Annotated in this window: 17 protein-coding genes; 9 read left to right on the top strand and 8 right to left on the bottom strand. The window is 69.5% G+C overall.

The window, feature by feature from the left end:
• Nucleotides 1-224 precede the first annotated feature (224 nt).
• Nucleotides 225-917, top strand: coding sequence for a phosphocholine cytidylyltransferase family protein (locus tag MTO99_RS07295; RefSeq protein WP_243558151.1), 693 nt, complete (start codon nucleotides 225-227; stop codon nucleotides 915-917).
• 102 nt (nucleotides 918-1,019) lie between these two features.
• Here MTO99_RS07295 and MTO99_RS07300 read toward each other — a convergent pair whose 3' ends face one another.
• Nucleotides 1,020-1,583 (bottom strand): ECF transporter S component, encoded by a 564-nt coding sequence (locus tag MTO99_RS07300; protein ID WP_243558152.1) that lies wholly within the window; start codon nucleotides 1,581-1,583, stop codon nucleotides 1,020-1,022.
• 31 nt (nucleotides 1,584-1,614) lie between these two features.
• Here MTO99_RS07300 and MTO99_RS07305 point away from each other — a divergent pair, with 31 nt between their 5' ends.
• The 3 genes from MTO99_RS07305 (at nucleotide 1,615) to MTO99_RS07315 (ending at nucleotide 4,426) form a co-directional block, all read left to right on the top strand.
• On the top strand, nucleotides 1,615-2,424 hold the full coding sequence (locus MTO99_RS07305; protein ID WP_435520809.1) for an ABC transporter permease: 810 nt from the start codon (nucleotides 1,615-1,617) through the stop codon (nucleotides 2,422-2,424).
• Entirely contained in the window at nucleotides 2,424-3,209 is a 786-nt protein-coding gene (locus MTO99_RS07310; protein ID WP_243558154.1) for an ABC transporter ATP-binding protein, read from the top strand. The genes MTO99_RS07305 and MTO99_RS07310 overlap by 1 nt, the downstream gene beginning before the upstream one ends.
• Nucleotides 3,210-3,310: 101 nt before the next feature.
• The gene (locus tag MTO99_RS07315; protein ID WP_243558155.1) at nucleotides 3,311-4,426 is read left to right on the top strand and encodes a hypothetical protein; all 1,116 of its coding nucleotides are present in this window, start codon (nucleotides 3,311-3,313) and stop codon (nucleotides 4,424-4,426) included.
• A 148-nt stretch (nucleotides 4,427-4,574) separates the two neighbouring features.
• Here the strand turns inward: MTO99_RS07315 and MTO99_RS07320 are convergent, their stop codons facing one another.
• Nucleotides 4,575-5,831 (bottom strand): HNH endonuclease signature motif containing protein, encoded by a 1,257-nt coding sequence (locus MTO99_RS07320; RefSeq protein ID WP_243558156.1) that lies wholly within the window; start codon nucleotides 5,829-5,831, stop codon nucleotides 4,575-4,577.
• A 210-nt stretch (nucleotides 5,832-6,041) separates the two neighbouring features.
• Between MTO99_RS07320 and MTO99_RS07325 the strand changes: the two genes are divergently transcribed.
• Genes MTO99_RS07325 through MTO99_RS07335 form a run of 3 tightly spaced genes read left to right on the top strand, consistent with a single transcriptional unit; the run spans nucleotide 6,042 to nucleotide 8,127 of the window.
• Nucleotides 6,042-6,380: a hypothetical protein gene (locus MTO99_RS07325; protein ID WP_243558157.1), complete on the top strand. Its 339-nt coding sequence runs from the start codon at nucleotides 6,042-6,044 to the stop codon at nucleotides 6,378-6,380.
• A 30-nt stretch (nucleotides 6,381-6,410) separates the two neighbouring features.
• Nucleotides 6,411-7,499 (top strand): UvrD-helicase domain-containing protein, encoded by a 1,089-nt coding sequence (locus MTO99_RS07330; protein ID WP_243558158.1) that lies wholly within the window; start codon nucleotides 6,411-6,413, stop codon nucleotides 7,497-7,499.
• Complete coding sequence (locus MTO99_RS07335; protein WP_243558159.1) at nucleotides 7,471-8,127, top strand: RecB family exonuclease; 657 nt, start codon at nucleotides 7,471-7,473, stop codon at nucleotides 8,125-8,127. Before MTO99_RS07330 ends, MTO99_RS07335 begins: the two co-directional genes overlap by 29 nt.
• A gap of 47 nt (nucleotides 8,128-8,174) precedes the next feature.
• Here MTO99_RS07335 and MTO99_RS07340 read toward each other — a convergent pair whose 3' ends face one another.
• On the bottom strand, nucleotides 8,175-8,777 hold the full coding sequence (locus MTO99_RS07340) for a hypothetical protein (protein ID WP_243558160.1): 603 nt from the start codon (nucleotides 8,775-8,777) through the stop codon (nucleotides 8,175-8,177).
• 334 nt (nucleotides 8,778-9,111) lie between these two features.
• On the opposite strand from MTO99_RS07340, the gene MTO99_RS07345 reads away from it, so the two are divergent.
• Complete coding sequence (locus MTO99_RS07345; RefSeq protein ID WP_243558161.1) at nucleotides 9,112-9,438, top strand: hypothetical protein; 327 nt, start codon at nucleotides 9,112-9,114, stop codon at nucleotides 9,436-9,438.
• Between the two features lie 46 nt (nucleotides 9,439-9,484).
• Here the strand turns inward: MTO99_RS07345 and MTO99_RS19140 are convergent, their stop codons facing one another.
• A complete protein-coding gene (locus MTO99_RS19140) occupies nucleotides 9,485-9,739 on the bottom strand; it encodes a hypothetical protein (protein WP_354002518.1) in 255 nt (84 codons plus the stop codon).
• The gene (locus MTO99_RS19145; RefSeq protein WP_354002519.1) at nucleotides 9,708-10,127 is read right to left on the bottom strand and encodes a hypothetical protein; all 420 of its coding nucleotides are present in this window, start codon (nucleotides 10,125-10,127) and stop codon (nucleotides 9,708-9,710) included. Before MTO99_RS19145 ends, MTO99_RS19140 begins: the two co-directional genes overlap by 32 nt.
• A 75-nt stretch (nucleotides 10,128-10,202) precedes the next feature.
• On the opposite strand from MTO99_RS19145, the gene MTO99_RS07355 reads away from it, so the two are divergent.
• Nucleotides 10,203-10,985 (top strand): hypothetical protein, encoded by a 783-nt coding sequence (locus MTO99_RS07355; RefSeq protein WP_243558162.1) that lies wholly within the window; start codon nucleotides 10,203-10,205, stop codon nucleotides 10,983-10,985.
• A gap of 111 nt (nucleotides 10,986-11,096) precedes the next feature.
• On the opposite strand, the gene MTO99_RS07360 is transcribed toward MTO99_RS07355, so the two are convergent.
• From MTO99_RS07360 to MTO99_RS07370, 3 genes are all read right to left on the bottom strand, one after another.
• Nucleotides 11,097-12,434, bottom strand: a complete 1,338-nt coding sequence (locus tag MTO99_RS07360; protein ID WP_243558163.1) for a CDP-glycerol glycerophosphotransferase family protein — start codon at nucleotides 12,432-12,434, stop codon at nucleotides 11,097-11,099.
• A gap of 161 nt (nucleotides 12,435-12,595) precedes the next feature.
• Complete coding sequence (locus MTO99_RS07365; RefSeq protein WP_243559004.1) at nucleotides 12,596-13,441, bottom strand: glycosyltransferase family 2 protein; 846 nt, start codon at nucleotides 13,439-13,441, stop codon at nucleotides 12,596-12,598.
• Nucleotides 13,442-13,553: 112 nt separating this feature from the next.
• Nucleotides 13,554-14,366, bottom strand: a complete 813-nt coding sequence (locus tag MTO99_RS07370) for a CDP-alcohol phosphatidyltransferase family protein (RefSeq protein ID WP_243558164.1) — start codon at nucleotides 14,364-14,366, stop codon at nucleotides 13,554-13,556.
• Between the last annotated feature and the right edge of the window lie 2 nt (nucleotides 14,367-14,368).

Consider the following 14,368-nt stretch of genomic DNA (forward strand, 5'->3'; position numbering starts at 1 on the left):
GACATCCTCAGTCTTCAGGAGGACGCAACCTGAACACCCGCTGGACGTCAGATCACGATCCGAGCACGAGCGTCCACCCTCCCATGCGCCCGTCGGGGGCGAGCCGGTAGGCTGTGGGACGGCATAACGGCGTGTCCAAACGTGTACTTCCGGGTGAACCGACGGCGAACATCCTGCGTAGCGCAGGGCGTGGGTCGCGGCATCCGATCGACCAAGGAGATGCAGTGACCACGCAGATCGTGATTCTCGCAGCCGGCATGGGGAGCCGGCTCGGACGATCCCTTCCCAAGCCCCTCACCGAGCTCAGCGACGGCCGCACCATCATGCGCCAGCAGTTCGACAACATCCGTCACTCGTTCGGCGACGCCGCCGACGTGACGATCGTCGTCGGCTACAAGCTCGAGCACATCATGGAGGCGTTCCCGCAGGCCTCCTTCGTCTACAACGAGGAGTACGACCAGACGAACACCTCGAAGTCGCTCATGCGCGCGCTCACCGCGTCGCAGCCGGGCGGCGTGCTGTGGATGAACGGCGACGTCGTCTTCGACCCGCGCATCCTCGACCGCGCCGTGCCGCTCATCGCACGCGACCAGTCGTTCGTGACCGTGAACCACGCGAAGGTCTCCGACGAAGAGGTGAAGTACACGATCAGCGCCGAGGGCTACGTCAAGGAGCTCTCGAAGACCGTCAAGGGCGGGCTCGGCGAGGCCGTCGGCATCAACTACATCTCGTCGCGCGACAAGGCGGTGTTCCTGCACCACCTGCAGCGCGTCAACGACCAGGACTACTTCGAGCGCGGCCTCGAGCTGGCCATCGAGAAGAACGGCATCCTCGTGGAGCCGATGGACATCTCCGACCTGTACGCGGTCGAGATCGACTTCGCCGAAGACCTGGAGCGAGCCAACCACTTCGTGTGATCGCACGGAACCACTGCACCACAGCAGGAGAGCGGATGCCCCCGACGGGGCATCCGCTCTTCTTCGTCCAGGTCCTTCTTCGCCGGGTCTCGCGTCCGAGCGCTACTCGCGATTCGCCGCCGTCCGTGCCGAGCGGGCGACGCCCGCGCGCTCGAGTGCGTTCGCGATGACCCGCCCGATCCAGATGAACAGCACCGGGCTGAGCACCCACGCGGCGAGCGCGATCACCCACGCCCACCAGGCGTAGTGCTCGGCGCCGAGCGCGAAGAACACGCCCACCGCGAGCACCAGGCCGGCGAACGCGCCCGACACGTAGAACATCCACGGATCCCAGCGGCGGTAGCGGGTGACGAGGAACGGGATCTCGAGCAGCAGCCCCACCAGCAGCCCGGTGCCGAGGTAGCGGCCGAACCACCAGGGCGCGAACGCGGCGCCGACGAGGCCCGCGATGAGGCCGGTGAGCAGCCCCGTACCCGGGCGGCGCAGCAGCGAGAGCCCGACGACGCTCGGCAGGAAGTGGGTTCCGGCGGTCAGGCCGTACAGCATCGGGCCGAAGACGGCGAAGGCCGCTGCGAGGTAGCCGGATGCTCCGGCCACGAGCCCGCCGCCGACGCCGATCGCCGCACAACTCAGGAGGATGCTGGTACTGGTTCGTCGCGCGGGCACCCTGCAAATCTACCGCCGCGCGCCATCTACGATGAGTGTCGTGACGAGCTATGCCGAGACGCATCCGCTGCAGCGGACGCGATGGGGGCGTTATCGCCACGCCCTGTGGCTGCTCACCACGCGTGACCTGAAGGTGCGCTACTCCACGTCGGCGCTGGGGTACCTCTGGAGCGTGCTGGACCCGCTCGTGATGGCCGGCATCTACTGGTTCGTGTTCACGCAGGTGTTCCAGCGGGGCGTCGGGCAGACGCCGTACATCGTGTTCCTGCTCGCCGCATTGCTGCCGTGGATGTGGTTCAACGGTGCCGTGTCGGATTCGACGCGCGCGTTCCTGAAGGACGCGAAGCTCGTGCGGTCGACGATGATCCCGCGGACGATCTGGGTGAACCGCATCGTGCTGTCGAAGGGCATCGAGTTCCTGCTGTCGATCCCGGTGCTCGCGCTGTTCGCGATCGTGTTCGGGGCGCCGGTGTCGTGGGAGCTCGTGTTCTTCCCGCTCGCGATCGTGCTGCAGGCGGTGCTCACCGCCGGGGTGTGCCTGATCGTCGCGCCGTTGGTGGTGTTCTTCCGCGACCTCGAGCGGGCGGTGAAGCTCGTGCTGCGGTTCCTGTTCTACGCGTCGCCGATCATCTACGGCACGACCGACCTGCCGGGCGGATTCGGGTTCTGGGCGGCGTTCAACCCGCTGAGCGGGGTGTTCTCGCTCTACCGTGCCGGGTTCTTCCCGCAGGAGCTGAACTGGTTCGACGTCGGCGTGTCGGCGGCGATGTCGCTGCTCATCCTGGCGGTGGGGCTCTGGGTGTTCCGGTCGTCGGAACGACAGGTGCTGAAGGAGATCTGATGGGCGAAGCATCCGTCGTCCCCGCCGCGCCCGCTGCCGGCGCCGCCGACGCGGCCATCCGCATCGAAGGACTCGGCATCCGATTCCGGCGCAACCGGCGCGGGCGCCGATCGTTCAAGGACCTGTTGGCGGGCCGCAAGCGTCGCACCCGACCAGGCGAGTTCTGGGCGCTGCGCGACGTGAACGCGGTGGTGCGCCCGGGCGAAGCGATCGGCGTGGTCGGCCGCAACGGGCAGGGCAAATCCACCCTGTTGAAGCTGGTCGCCGGTGTGATGATCCCCGATGAGGGAAGCGTGCAGATCACCGACGGGGTCGCGCCGCTCATCGAGATCACGGGCGGATTCGTCGACGACCTCACCGTGCGCGACAACGTCTACCTCACCGCAGGGCTGCACGGCATGTCGCGAGCGCAGATCGATGCGAAGTTCGACGAGATCGTCGGGTTCGCCGAGATCCCCGACTTCGTCGACACGCCCTACAAGCACCTGTCCAGCGGCATGAAGGTGCGCATCGCGTTCGCCGTGATCTCGCAGCTCGAGGAGCCGATCATGCTCGTCGACGAAGTGCTCGCGGTCGGCGACAAGGCGTTCCGCGAGAAGTGCTACGCACGGATCGAGGAGATGCTCGCGGGCGGGCGCACCCTCTTCTTCGTGTCGCACAACGAGCGCGACCTGCGCCGGTTCTGCACGCGCGGGCTCTACCTCGACGGCGGACGGCTCGTGCTCGACGGACCGATCGGCGACGTGCTCGACCGGTACAACGCGGATCACGGGCTGCTGAAGTAGTCACGCGGAGGTCTCCCGGTGGCGCGGCGAGGCCGTGACGGCGGCGCGAACCCGCTGGCAACCGCCGACGCCTTGCCAGCCTCGCCGCCTATGATCCCTGCATGCCCGAGCGCGTGTACCGCATCACCTCGATGAAGCAGGGAGCCCCTGCCGAGACGTCGCCGAGTTCGAGCGATGGGGCGGCTGGGGCCGCCGGGAATGCGGAGTTCGTCGACGAGGGCCGTGCGCACGGAGTCGAACGCGCGATCGACCGGGTGCTGGCGATCCAGCGGCCGGTCGTGGTGGCGCACCTCCGTGGCATCCGTCGTCGTGTTCCCGGCGCGACGCCCGACCAGCTCGTGCGCATCCTGGAGCGGCGCTATCTCGCCGCCGTCACGACCGGTGGGGCCGCGGTCGGGGCGACCGCGGTGATCCCCGGGATCTCGACCGGCATCACGCTCGCGCTGTCGGGGGTCGAGACGGCCGGGTTCCTCGAAGCGACCGCCCTGTTCGCGCAGTCGGTCGCCGAGGTGCACGGCATCCCGATCGACAACCCCGATCGGGCGCGCGCGCTCGTGATGACCCTCATGCTCGGCCGTGAAGGCAGCGACCTCGTCCGGCAGTTCGCGGCGCAGGCGACCGGCACCGGCGTCGCCCGCAGCGCGTACTGGGGCGAACTGATCACGAACACGCTGCCGAAGGCCGTGATGGGAACCGTCGTCGACCGGCTGCGCAGCGTCTTCGTGAAGCAGTTCGCGGTGCGCGGCGGAGCCGGATTCATCGGCAAGGCCCTGCCGTTCGGCGTCGGCGCCGCGGTCGGCGGCATCGGCAACAACGTGCTCGGACGTCGGGTGCTCGCGCAGTCGCGGCTCGCGTTCGGGCAGGCGCCCGCGGTGCTGCCGGTCGAGCTCGAACCGGGTGAGAGCGACGGCGTCCTCCAGACCGCCGGAACCCGTCTCGCGACCGCCGGTTCCGCACTCGGTGGTGCTGTGGCGAGCGCAGCGGTCGCGTCGGCGCGAGGCATCCGACGCGCGGGAGCCGCGACCGGAGCGGTGACCGCGCGCGGGGCGCGGGCGATCACGCGTCGGCGCGGCGGTAACGACGACGCGGACGCAGACATGGTGGCCGGCGTGGACGCAGACATGGTGGCCGGCGTGGACGCAGACGAATCCACCGACGAACCTACAGACGAACGCACCGACGGACCCACAGACGCACCCACAGACGAACGCGACTGATCCAGCGTGCGTCGCTGGTTCCAGGGACGGGTCCGACGCCGTCGGGCGCTCCTCAACCGGCGCATCTCCGCACACGCTGGTCGAGGAGCGCCGGCGCAGCGGCGACGCGTCTCGAGACCCCGCAACCGGCGCGCCCCTCGCCCGATTCTCATGGCCCCGCACCGACACCGGCGCCCTGGGCAAACGCGTACTCGGGCTCGGTGACGTGCACCCGCCCGGTCGGACTGGTCCATTCGAGTCGCCCGCCGCCGAGTTGGCGCACGCGCCAGCCGCCGTGGTGTTTCACCCGGTGGTGGGCTCGGCAGAGACAGGCCAAGTTCGCCGCGTCGGTAGCTCCGCCATCAGCCCAGTCGTCGGTGTGGTCGAGGTCGGTGCGACTCGCCGGCCGACTGCAGTTCGGGAACCGGCAGGTACCGTCGCGCACCCGCACGTACCCCGCGAGATCGGCGGGTACCCGGTACGTGTCGCGGCCGTACGAGAGGAACGCGCCCGTCTCGGGGTGGGTCAGGATGCGCCGCCAGCTCGTCGCGTTGCCGGCGAGCGCGGTCGCCGTCGCCGAGTCGATGGGGCCGTAGCCCTCGAGCTCGGCCGGCGCGTCGCCGATGCCGAGCAGCGCGAGCACCGGAACGGTGACGTGGACCGTCGGGCGAATCGACGATTGCACCCGGCGCCACGCCTCATCGTCGAGGTGTTCGCCGGCAACCGTCGGTGCGATGCCGGTGAGCAGAAGGGCGGTCGCGACATCCGCCAGATCTGCTCCCATCGCCTTCCGGTCGCCCGCCGCTCTGCCGGCCAGATCACGCACCCGCCCCTCGATCGCGATCGCGCGCTCGGCTTCGATGAACAGGTGCAACCACGCCATGCCGTCGTCGGCCGGCTCGACCCAGAGCCGCCGCTCGGCCCGCGCGGCCGTGCGGCGGATCTCGCCCGACTCTGGATGCATCCGCTCGCGCAACCGGCGCGCGATGCGACGGAACTGCGCCGGCGTGCGCGTCGCCGCACGTTCGAGCAGCGCGGCTTCGAGCGCGGGCCGGGCGTCTTCGGGCACCGAGAGGACCTGCGCGATCACCTCGCGCGCGTGGGCCATCGAGATCTCACCGCGACCGAGCATCGCGCGGGTGGCCCGACCGGATACCTCGAGCCACCCGGCCTCGTCGACGAGCCCGTTCGCGGTGCGCTCGTGAACACGCAGCGTCACGGCGAGCTCGGCTGCGAAGGAGCGGCGTGCGAGCTCGGCGGCCTCGCCTGCCGTGAGCCCGATAGCCGGCTCGTCATCGATCACGAACGCGTCGGATGCTTCGGCGATGAGTTCGAGCTGCCGTGCCTGAGCTGCCCGGATCGCGTTTTCGAGCTCGGCGACCTCGGCGAGCGCGACCTCGACGCGCACGGCGGCAGCACGGGGCATCCGGAGCTCTGCCCGTGGTGCCGAGTGCGCGGTCGTCTGCATGGATCGATCGAATCACCACCCACAGACATCGGATTCAGCGGCTGACCTGGTGATTGCAGCGACTCCTCCTCCACAGGCGAGGGGTTGCCTCCGAGTTTTCACAGGTCACCTGCGACGCGCCCCCTGCATGTCGGACGACCCTCGTAGCGTGCCGCCACGACCGCTCCCGTGACCGAGAGGACGACCGTGACGAACCCGCGCCCCACTCCCCTGCCGGCTGCCCGCACCGACCCCCGCGCCGACGCCGCCTACCGCGTGCCCTGGCACGTCGATCGCCGCCACGACCCGTGGTTCACGCTCGTCAACACGAGCGACGAGCCGCTGAGCGGCGTGCACCTGACCCTCAGCGGCGACGGGCGCCTACTCTGGCGGCCGCTGCTGACCGTGCCGCCCGGTGGCAGCGTGCCGTTCGTCGTGCACGCCGACGACCCGGCGCGCAACTCGATCGCGTGCGTGCGGTGGTTCCGACCCGACGGCGGCGAGTATCTGTGGCGGGTGAGCTTCTGAGGATGCCCCGCGCCTGAGGATGCCCCGACTATGATCGCGACCGCCGTGGCGTTCCTCGAGTCCGATCCCGACGACGAGGAGGATCCTGCTACGCGGGCCGTGCTCCGTCACATCAGGGACGACGTGAAATACGTCGTCGTCGACGAATACCAAGACGTGAACCCGCTGCAGGAGCGGCTGATCTCCGCCCTCGTCCGATTCGGGGCGAACCTGTGCGTCGTCGGCGACGACGATCAGACGATCTACCAGTGGCGCGGGAGCGAGGTGCGCAACATCCTCGAATTCGCAGGCCGGCACGATGCGGTACGGACCATCGAGCTCTCCGATAACTTCCGTTCGAGTCGAGGCATCGTCGCCCTTGGGCGCAGCATCGCCGAGCGCATCCCCGCCGGCGAACGTCTCGCCAAGGGCATGGAGTTCGCATCCCATCAGGTCTGGGAACGAGGCGACCTGCTCGCCCTGACATTCGATGATCTCGGCGCGGAGGCGAGGTGGATAGCCGACCGAATCGAAGCACTGCGCGGTATCCCATTCTCCGACGACCCCGACGCCGCACCGCGCGGATTGTCATGGTCGGATTGCGCGGTCTTGTTTCGAACCGTCAAGGATGCGACGCCGCTCGTGGACGAACTCCGGCGCCGTGGCATCCCGTACCTGATCAAAGGGTTGGCTCGGCTCTTCGATGCACCGGAGATCGCCGCGGTTTGCGGATTGTTCTCGTACATGGTCGATGAGATCGACGCAGTCACCCTCCAAGAGCGTTTGGTCGCGGCGAACCTGCTTCCTGAACCCGAGCGATTCCCGCAGGCCATCGCGCTTCTCGACCGATCCCGGCGATTCGACAGCGGTGAACGGTGGGACACGTACAACATCCAGCGGCTCTACCTCCAGGTGCTCGAGACATTGAACGTGCGGGAGCAGAGCATTCATCCACTGCACACAGTCGTCGTGGGTATCGACCGCGGACACCGGGCTTGCACACCGAGCGAAACTGACCCCTTCGCCGCCGACCGAGATCCCCGCCGTTCGCATCACGTTCTCGGAGCTCAAGTACCTGTTCGAGTGTCCGTACCAGTTCAAACTCCGCTTCATGTACGGATTCAACCCGCCGATCCATGAGGCGCTCGGGTACGGAAAGGGTCTGCACGACGCCCTTGCCGAGATGCACAAGCGTGCGATCGACAGGGACGTACCCGATGTATCGGAAGCCGTCGAACTCGTGGATCGGCACCTCTCCACCCCCTATGCCTACCCCGCGCTACGGTCGCAGCTGCGGAGGTCGGCGATCGACGCCATCGAGCGCTACTTCGCCGTGCACGGCGATGACCTGACGCGCACCGTTCATGCCGAGAAGCAGATTCGCGTGCAGGTCGCTCCCGGCGTCACCGTCGACGGGCGGATCGACCTCATTCGTCGACTCGAAACCGATGAAGTCGCCATCGTCGATTTCAAGTCGACCGCGCGCGCGCAACCCGAAGACGTCACACGGGATCAGCTCCATGTGTACGCCCTCGGCTATCGCGAACTCACCAGTGAGTCAGCGGATCTCATCGAGGTGTTGATCCTCGACGAACGCGGCCGCACCACGCGCGAGCAGGTCGTCGATCCGATTCTCGAGGGAGTACGCGAGAAGATCGAGGCGGTTGCCGACGACATCCGAGCGAACCGCTACGCATGTACTCACGATCACACCGGCGACCGAGCCAACGATGACCTGGCCTGGCTCTGCGCACCGGTCCGGCGCTGACTGATCTGACTTCAGCAGACTCGCCGGGGCGACAGGGCGAGTGTTGTCTACTCGAGCTCGCCCCACCCGAGCGCGTCGCGTAGCACGCGCGTTTCGGCGTCGAGCACGTCCTCGGGCTTATCGGCATCCTCCCGCACCCGCAGGCGACCGCTGAGCAGCCGTGCACGGTGGAGGTCGTCGGCATCGCCCTGCTGCGCCTGCGTCGCACCGATGGTGAACCACCGTTCAGCGAGCGCGAGCTCGTCGTGGTGCTCGAAGGCTTCGGCGATCCGTTCCGTGAGCACCCAATCACCGAGGCGAGCGGTGCGAATCTCGTCGGCGAGTTCGATGGCCGCATCCCGCTCGCCCGATTCGAGCTTCATCTCGATCATGAGCGGGTGCGCTTCGAACAGCTCTGCGTCGGCCTGGCCCGAGGCCGCCTCGGCGAGGTTCCACGCCTCGTCGTGGTCTCCGATGTCGAAGAGGTGTTCCGCAGCGACGAGGAGCAGATACGCGCGGGTGACGCGGTCGCCGAGTTCGTACTTCTCGCGGTCGGTCGCCCACTCGATGAGCGTGCCCACCCGCGAACGCAGCTGCTCGTCTCGGTTGCGCTTGTCGAGCCGAGTGAACTCGAGGTCGTACACGTCGTCGCTGGTGATGATCTGTGGCACGCAGCAAGTGTACGGATCTCCGCTCTCGCGAGTCATCCGCCGCTACGCCCACCGACCAGCGGTCATCCCCCACCCAGTTCATCGCAGGTCGCGAGTTCCCAAAGACCGGCATCGTCACCGCGACCCCACTGCTCGAACTCATCCGGATAGTTCTGCATGCAAGGCTGATGCCGACCCTCATGCCCGCACCCGACGCCGGTGTCGGCGAAGTCGCCTTCGATCCCCTCCTCCCCACCAGACCGGTACGCGCGGTGTATCCACAATCCGGGGGAACCCCGACCACGCCTCCCGCACCATTGCCAGACTCCAATCGCCCCCGCACAATGAAGGAGTGATGGCACTGAACGACGCGCAGATTTGGACGATCATCGGCATCCTCGCGGCCGCCTTCGTCGGCACCATCACGGTGACGACCCAGCTCATGATGCGCGCGTTCACCGCACAGCTCACCGGGCTCGGTCGACAGGTCGAGAGCTCGCACGCGATGCTCGACCTCAAGATCGATCACCTCCGAGAGCACCTCACCGACCGCCTCCAACGCGTCGAGACACGGCTCGACGGCGTTGAAACCCGACTCGACAAGGTCGAGCACCGGTTCGACTCGCTCGACCGCGACATGCAGGCGATCGCACGCCGCGTGTTCCCCACCGAACCCGACTGACCACTCAGCGGAGCCGGCTCCGCGGGGAGGGCGCACCGCTCGCGCCCTACCCCGCCAGATCCTCCTCGGGCTCCCCCGCCTGCTCGGCGCGCTCACCCTCGGTGTCGTGGTCATCCAGGTCGGGGTCGCCGGCGTGCAACGCGGCGAACCGCTCCCACTCAGCCATCAGGTGGTCAACCGCGGCGTGGAACCGCGCGGTCGTGACCCCGGGCGTCGTGTCGCCGAAGTACCGGGTCACCCAGTACTGCAGCCGCGACAGCGCCTCGGGATCATGGGCGACCTCGTCGACGCGGGCGAGCATCGCGGCGCCGCGGTCGGCGGCTGGCGGCTGGCGAAGCATCCGGCCCGGCCTCGAGCCACTCGCACGCCTGGAGGTACCCACCGGTGTCGATCTGCGCCTCGCGCGCAACCGGCTTCGTGATGAGCAGCGGCTTGCCGGCCGCGAGCCGGTCGTAGACCATCGCCGAGATGTCGACGATCGCGACGTCGGCGGCGGCGAACTGCCAGCCCAGGTCGGGACCGTCGTCGAAGATGTGGTGCGCCGCAGGGTCGGCGACGTTCGCGGCCTCGAGCGCGGCGATGATCGCCCTGTTCGCCGCCGCGTAGCGGCTGCTCGACCCCCACGCGAGTTGAGAGCGCCAGCCGGCCCGTTCACGACACCCCGCGAAACACTCGATGCCGCCCGCCACCAGTCGCGCGCTCGGAGGATCCCAGGCGGAACACACAGGTCGGCGTTCATGTCGAGATCTGCCAGTCTTGATCCCATGAGCGACCCCGACGCCGACGCCGCCGACTCCCCCGTACCGACGACCCGCTCGGTGTGGGACTACGTGAAGCCCACCGCGGCACCGACGTTGAGCACGCCGAGCGTGGCCTCGGTCGCCTCCGCCGAGCCGGCCGTGCCCGCAGCCGACTCCGCTGAGCCGGCCGCCTCGGCCTCCGCCTCGGCCTCCGCTCAGACCTTCGCCGCCGCCGATCCGGCGAAGATCGTCGAGGATGCCACGGCGCGCGCCGTGGCATCCGTACCCGCCAACCTGCAGCAGACGGTCTCGACCGCGTTCGAAGCGCTGCCGGCCGCCGTGCAGGATCGCGCCGCCGCCGCAGCGACGAGCGCCGCCGCCACGGCAAGCGCGTACGCCGAACAGGCGGTCGCGAACGTGCAGCGCACCGTCGCGAACGCGCAGCGCGCCACCGCCGCACCGCTACCGACCCCGCCGACCCTCCCCGAGGTCCCTCGGTACGGCGAGTACGCCGCCACCCGCCCCGGCAGGGGCCCCGCGCCTACCGGCACCGCCACCACCGCCAACCCTGGCACTGGCGCGGCCATCGCCTCGATCGTGCTCGCCGTCCTCGGCGGGGTGTTCGCGCTGATCCCGATCCTCAGCTACGTCGCCGTCGCGGGCGCGATCTTCGGCATCACCCTCGGAAACCGGGCGAAGCGCGCCGGCTCCGCAGCGGGTACGGCCGGCGTGGCGCTGTCAGTGCTGACGCTCATCTTCAGCGTCATCACGTCCATTGCGTACACCGCGGTTTTCGCGTCGATGTAGCGATCCAGCGATCAAAGCGATCCAACGACCAAGCGATCCAACGACCAAGCGATCCAGCGATCCAGCGACCAAGCGATCCAGCGCTGAAGCGACCTCGGCACCGCGCGCGCCCTACCCCGCCAGATCCTCCTCGGGCTCCCCCGCCTGCTCGGCGCGCTCACCCTCGGTGTCGTGGTCATCCAGGTCGGGGTCGCCGGCGTGCAACGCGGCGAACCGCTCCCACTCAGCCATCAGGTGGTCGACCGCGGCGTGGAACCGCGCGGTCGTGACCCCGGGCGTCGTGTCGCCGAAGTACCGGGTCACCCAGTACTGCAGCCGCGACAGCGCCTCGGCATCATGGGCGACCTCGTCGACGCGGGCGAGCATCGCGGCGCCGCGGTCGGCGGCTGGCGAAGCATCCGGCCCGGCCTCGAGCCACTCGCACGCCTGGAGGTACCCACCGGTGTCGATCTGCGCCTCGCGCGCAACCGGCTTCGTGATGAGCAGCGGCTTGCCGGCCGCGAGCCGGTCGTAGACCATCGCCGAGATGTCGACGATCGCGACGTCGGCGGCAGCGAGCTGCCAGCCCAGGTCGGGTCCGTCGTCGAAGATGTGGTGCGCCGCAGGGTCGGCGACGTTCGCGGCCTCGAGCGCGGCGATGATCGCCCGGTTCGCCGCCGCATAGGCGTCGCCGACGACGCCCGACCGGGGGTGCGGACGGTAGATCACGCGATGCCGACCGCTCGCGAGCAGCGCGTTCACGAGGTCGACGCCGTGCGATGCGATCGACCCGTACGCAGCGGCGGCGCGGTCGCCCTCCCACGTGGGGGCGTAGAGCACGACTTCGCGCCCGTCGGCGGGGTACGGAAGCTCGCGGCCGTCGAGGTAGTGGTCGGCCTGCGGCCGCCCGATCGGGATGGCGCGCTTGTCGAAGTCGTAGTCCCAGAGCACCTTGTCGAGGCGGGCCCGCGCTGCATCGCCCGCGATGAGCGCGTAGTCGTACGCCTTGAACTGGTTGGTGGTCATGTACATCTTGTCGGACTCGCCGTGGTTGATGAACACGTGCCAGCGACGCCCGTAGCGCATCATCTGGAAGTTCTTCGCGTTCTGGTTCACGTAGAACACGATGTGCAGGTCCTGCTCGTGGATGACCCGCTCGAGGTCTGCGACGCGTCGCACGTACGCGACCGGCAGCGGCGACTCGTCGAGCAGCGCGAGCGCCGCACCCGACGCACGGCTCAGGATCACGACCGGATACGTCTCAGCGAGCTCGGCCAGCGGCTTGTACCACTGCCGCAACTGGTAGAGGTTCACCTTGCCGTCGGCGAAGTACACGCCGATCTTGAAGCGGTGCGGCTCGAGCGGCGCCTGCATCGCGAGCCGCGCCTGGAGGTCGCGCTGCGCCCTGCGGTTGCGCAGGATGCTCCGCGCGAGCTTCACCGCGCGACGCGCGTCCGTCCGGAGTCCCATTCGTTCAAGGGTAGCGATGGGCTCCGAACGGATGCTCCGCGCGCGCCCATGCGCGCGCGACCGAGAGCCGATCGTTACCACGGCTCCGCGGTCGAGTGGCGACCGGCGGAGGAACGGCGCTGCGCCCTCCTCGACCAGCGGAGCCGAGGGGCTGCGGGGGCTCAGATCACCGGGAGGCGACCGGCACGGGTCATCCGCCACACGGTGCGCCAGCGCATCCGGCGCCGCCCGCCCGGGTCCTCGCGCCAGCCGGCGACCCACCCGCCGAACCAGGCGCGCAGCGCCGTGGGGCGTCTCGCCCACCGCAGCACCTGGATCGCCGTCCACGAGCCGACGTAGCAGGGCGCCAGGATCGCGGGCAGGTTGCGCTTGGCGAGCCAGACCCGGTTGCGGGCGTTGAGCCGGTAGTACTCGGCGTGGCGTGCGGGATCGATGACCGGATGCCCCGCCTCGAGATCGCCCGCGTACCAGGCGATGCGGCCCGCATCCCAGACCCGCCACGCCAGTTCGATGCCCTCGTGCGCGTAGAAGTACGGGTCGCCCCAGCCGCCGACGCGGTCGAACACGGCGCGCGGCATGAGCACCGCGCCCTCCCAGCAGGAGAACACGGGCGAGGATGCCGCGGCGTCGCCCTTGCGGATCCGCGGGATCCACCGCCGCGGCGAGGTGAGCCCGGTCGGGTCGACCACGCGCGGCTGGATGAGCCCGATCTCGGGGCGCGCGCGCAGCAGCGCGACGCCGCGGGCGAGGAAGTCGTCGGCCGGTAGGAACGCGTCGTCGTCGAGGAAGAAGACGTACTCTCCCGACACGTGCGGCACACCCCGGTTGCGGCCCGCCGGGATGCCGAGGTTCTCGGGCAGGTGCACGGGCGTCACGCCGTCGGGCAACGCGGGCGACGACGTCGCCGGGTCCCAGCCGTTGCCCACGACGGCGACGTCGACGGTCACGTCGCGCTGGGCGAGGACGCTGCGGATGCCCCGGGCGAGGTCGTCGGGCCGCGTGCCCATCGTGAGCACGACCACACCGACCCGGGGCGCAGCCCCGCCCCCCGAGGGTCGCCGAGCCGGTCGAAGCGGACCGCCCCCATCGACCCGCTCGGGGAGCCCGTCGCCGGGGTGTTCAGGCCCGGACACGGCGGCTCGCCAGGATCGCGACGAAGTGCCCGACCAGCGCGAGGATCGCGAGCGGAACCAGCACGACGACGACCCCGCGGTCGGTGAGCGGCTGCCCGGCGAACAACCCGATCACGGCCGCTGCGAACGCGATGAGCGTGAGCTCCACCGAGTGGTAGAGCCGGTGGAAGGGCACGAACCGCGCCGCCCGACGCAGCTTCGCGACGAGCCCGCCGCGCGGCGCGGTCTCGCCGTGGGTGTCGGCGAGCTTCGGCAGACCGGCGTTGGCCCGGGCGACGTGCACCATGTCGTTGAGCGCCTTGTTCAGCACGATGACGAGCGCGAGCAGGGTGCCGAGCGTCGTCCAGAGGAAGTCGCCGGGGAATTCGAGCGGGTACGCCGCGGCCCGGATGCCGAGCGCGATCGGGATGAGGGCCTCGGTCGAGTAGTGGCCCACCTTGTCGAGGAATACGCCGGCGGGCGACGACGTGCGCCGCCATCGGGCGACCTCGCCGTCGCAGCAGTCGACGAGCATCTGCAGCTGGCCGAGCACGACGGCCAGCAGCGCCCCCCAGATGCCGGGGATGAGCAGCGCGGCGGCCGTGGACCAGCCGACCAGGATCATCAGCCCGGTCACGCCGTTCGCGCTGATGCGCGTCTTCAGCAGCATCCACGTGAGGTACGGCGAGATGTTGCGCAGATACAGCGATGCCGTCCAGTGCTCGGCATTGCGGCGGCTGCGCACCTCGGGGGGCTGCGCCACCGCCCTGAGCTCGGCGATGCTCGACGGACGACGGGTGACCGGATCGGTCTCGGACATCG

The sequence above is a fragment of the Agromyces larvae genome, from assembly GCF_022811705.1.
Lineage (GTDB): Bacteria > Actinomycetota > Actinomycetes > Actinomycetales > Microbacteriaceae > Agromyces > Agromyces larvae.

Coding starts and splice junctions, on each gene's coding strand:
- MTO99_RS07355 (WP_243558162.1), top strand. CDS start 10,203: ATGAGCGACCCCGACGCCGACGCCGCCGACTCCCCCGTACCGACGACC.
- MTO99_RS07310 (WP_243558154.1), top strand. CDS start 2,424: ATGGGCGAAGCATCCGTCGTCCCCGCCGCGCCCGCTGCCGGCGCCGCC.
- MTO99_RS07345 (WP_243558161.1), top strand. CDS start 9,112: ATGGCACTGAACGACGCGCAGATTTGGACGATCATCGGCATCCTCGCG.
- MTO99_RS07330 (WP_243558158.1), top strand. CDS start 6,411: ATGATCGCGACCGCCGTGGCGTTCCTCGAGTCCGATCCCGACGACGAG.
- MTO99_RS07360 (WP_243558163.1), bottom strand. CDS start 12,434: ATGGGACTCCGGACGGACGCGCGTCGCGCGGTGAAGCTCGCGCGGAGC.
- MTO99_RS07315 (WP_243558155.1), top strand. CDS start 3,311: ATGCCCGAGCGCGTGTACCGCATCACCTCGATGAAGCAGGGAGCCCCT.
- MTO99_RS07305 (WP_435520809.1), top strand. CDS start 1,615: ATGAGTGTCGTGACGAGCTATGCCGAGACGCATCCGCTGCAGCGGACG.
- MTO99_RS07365 (WP_243559004.1), bottom strand. CDS start 13,441: ATGGGCACGCGGCCCGACGACCTCGCCCGGGGCATCCGCAGCGTCCTC.
- MTO99_RS07370 (WP_243558164.1), bottom strand. CDS start 14,366: ATGTCCGAGACCGATCCGGTCACCCGTCGTCCGTCGAGCATCGCCGAG.
- MTO99_RS07320 (WP_243558156.1), bottom strand. CDS start 5,831: ATGCCCCGTGCTGCCGCCGTGCGCGTCGAGGTCGCGCTCGCCGAGGTC.
- MTO99_RS19140 (WP_354002518.1), bottom strand. CDS start 9,739: ATGCTCGCCCGCGTCGACGAGGTCGCCCATGATCCCGAGGCGCTGTCG.
- MTO99_RS07335 (WP_243558159.1), top strand. CDS start 7,471: ATGTACGGATTCAACCCGCCGATCCATGAGGCGCTCGGGTACGGAAAG.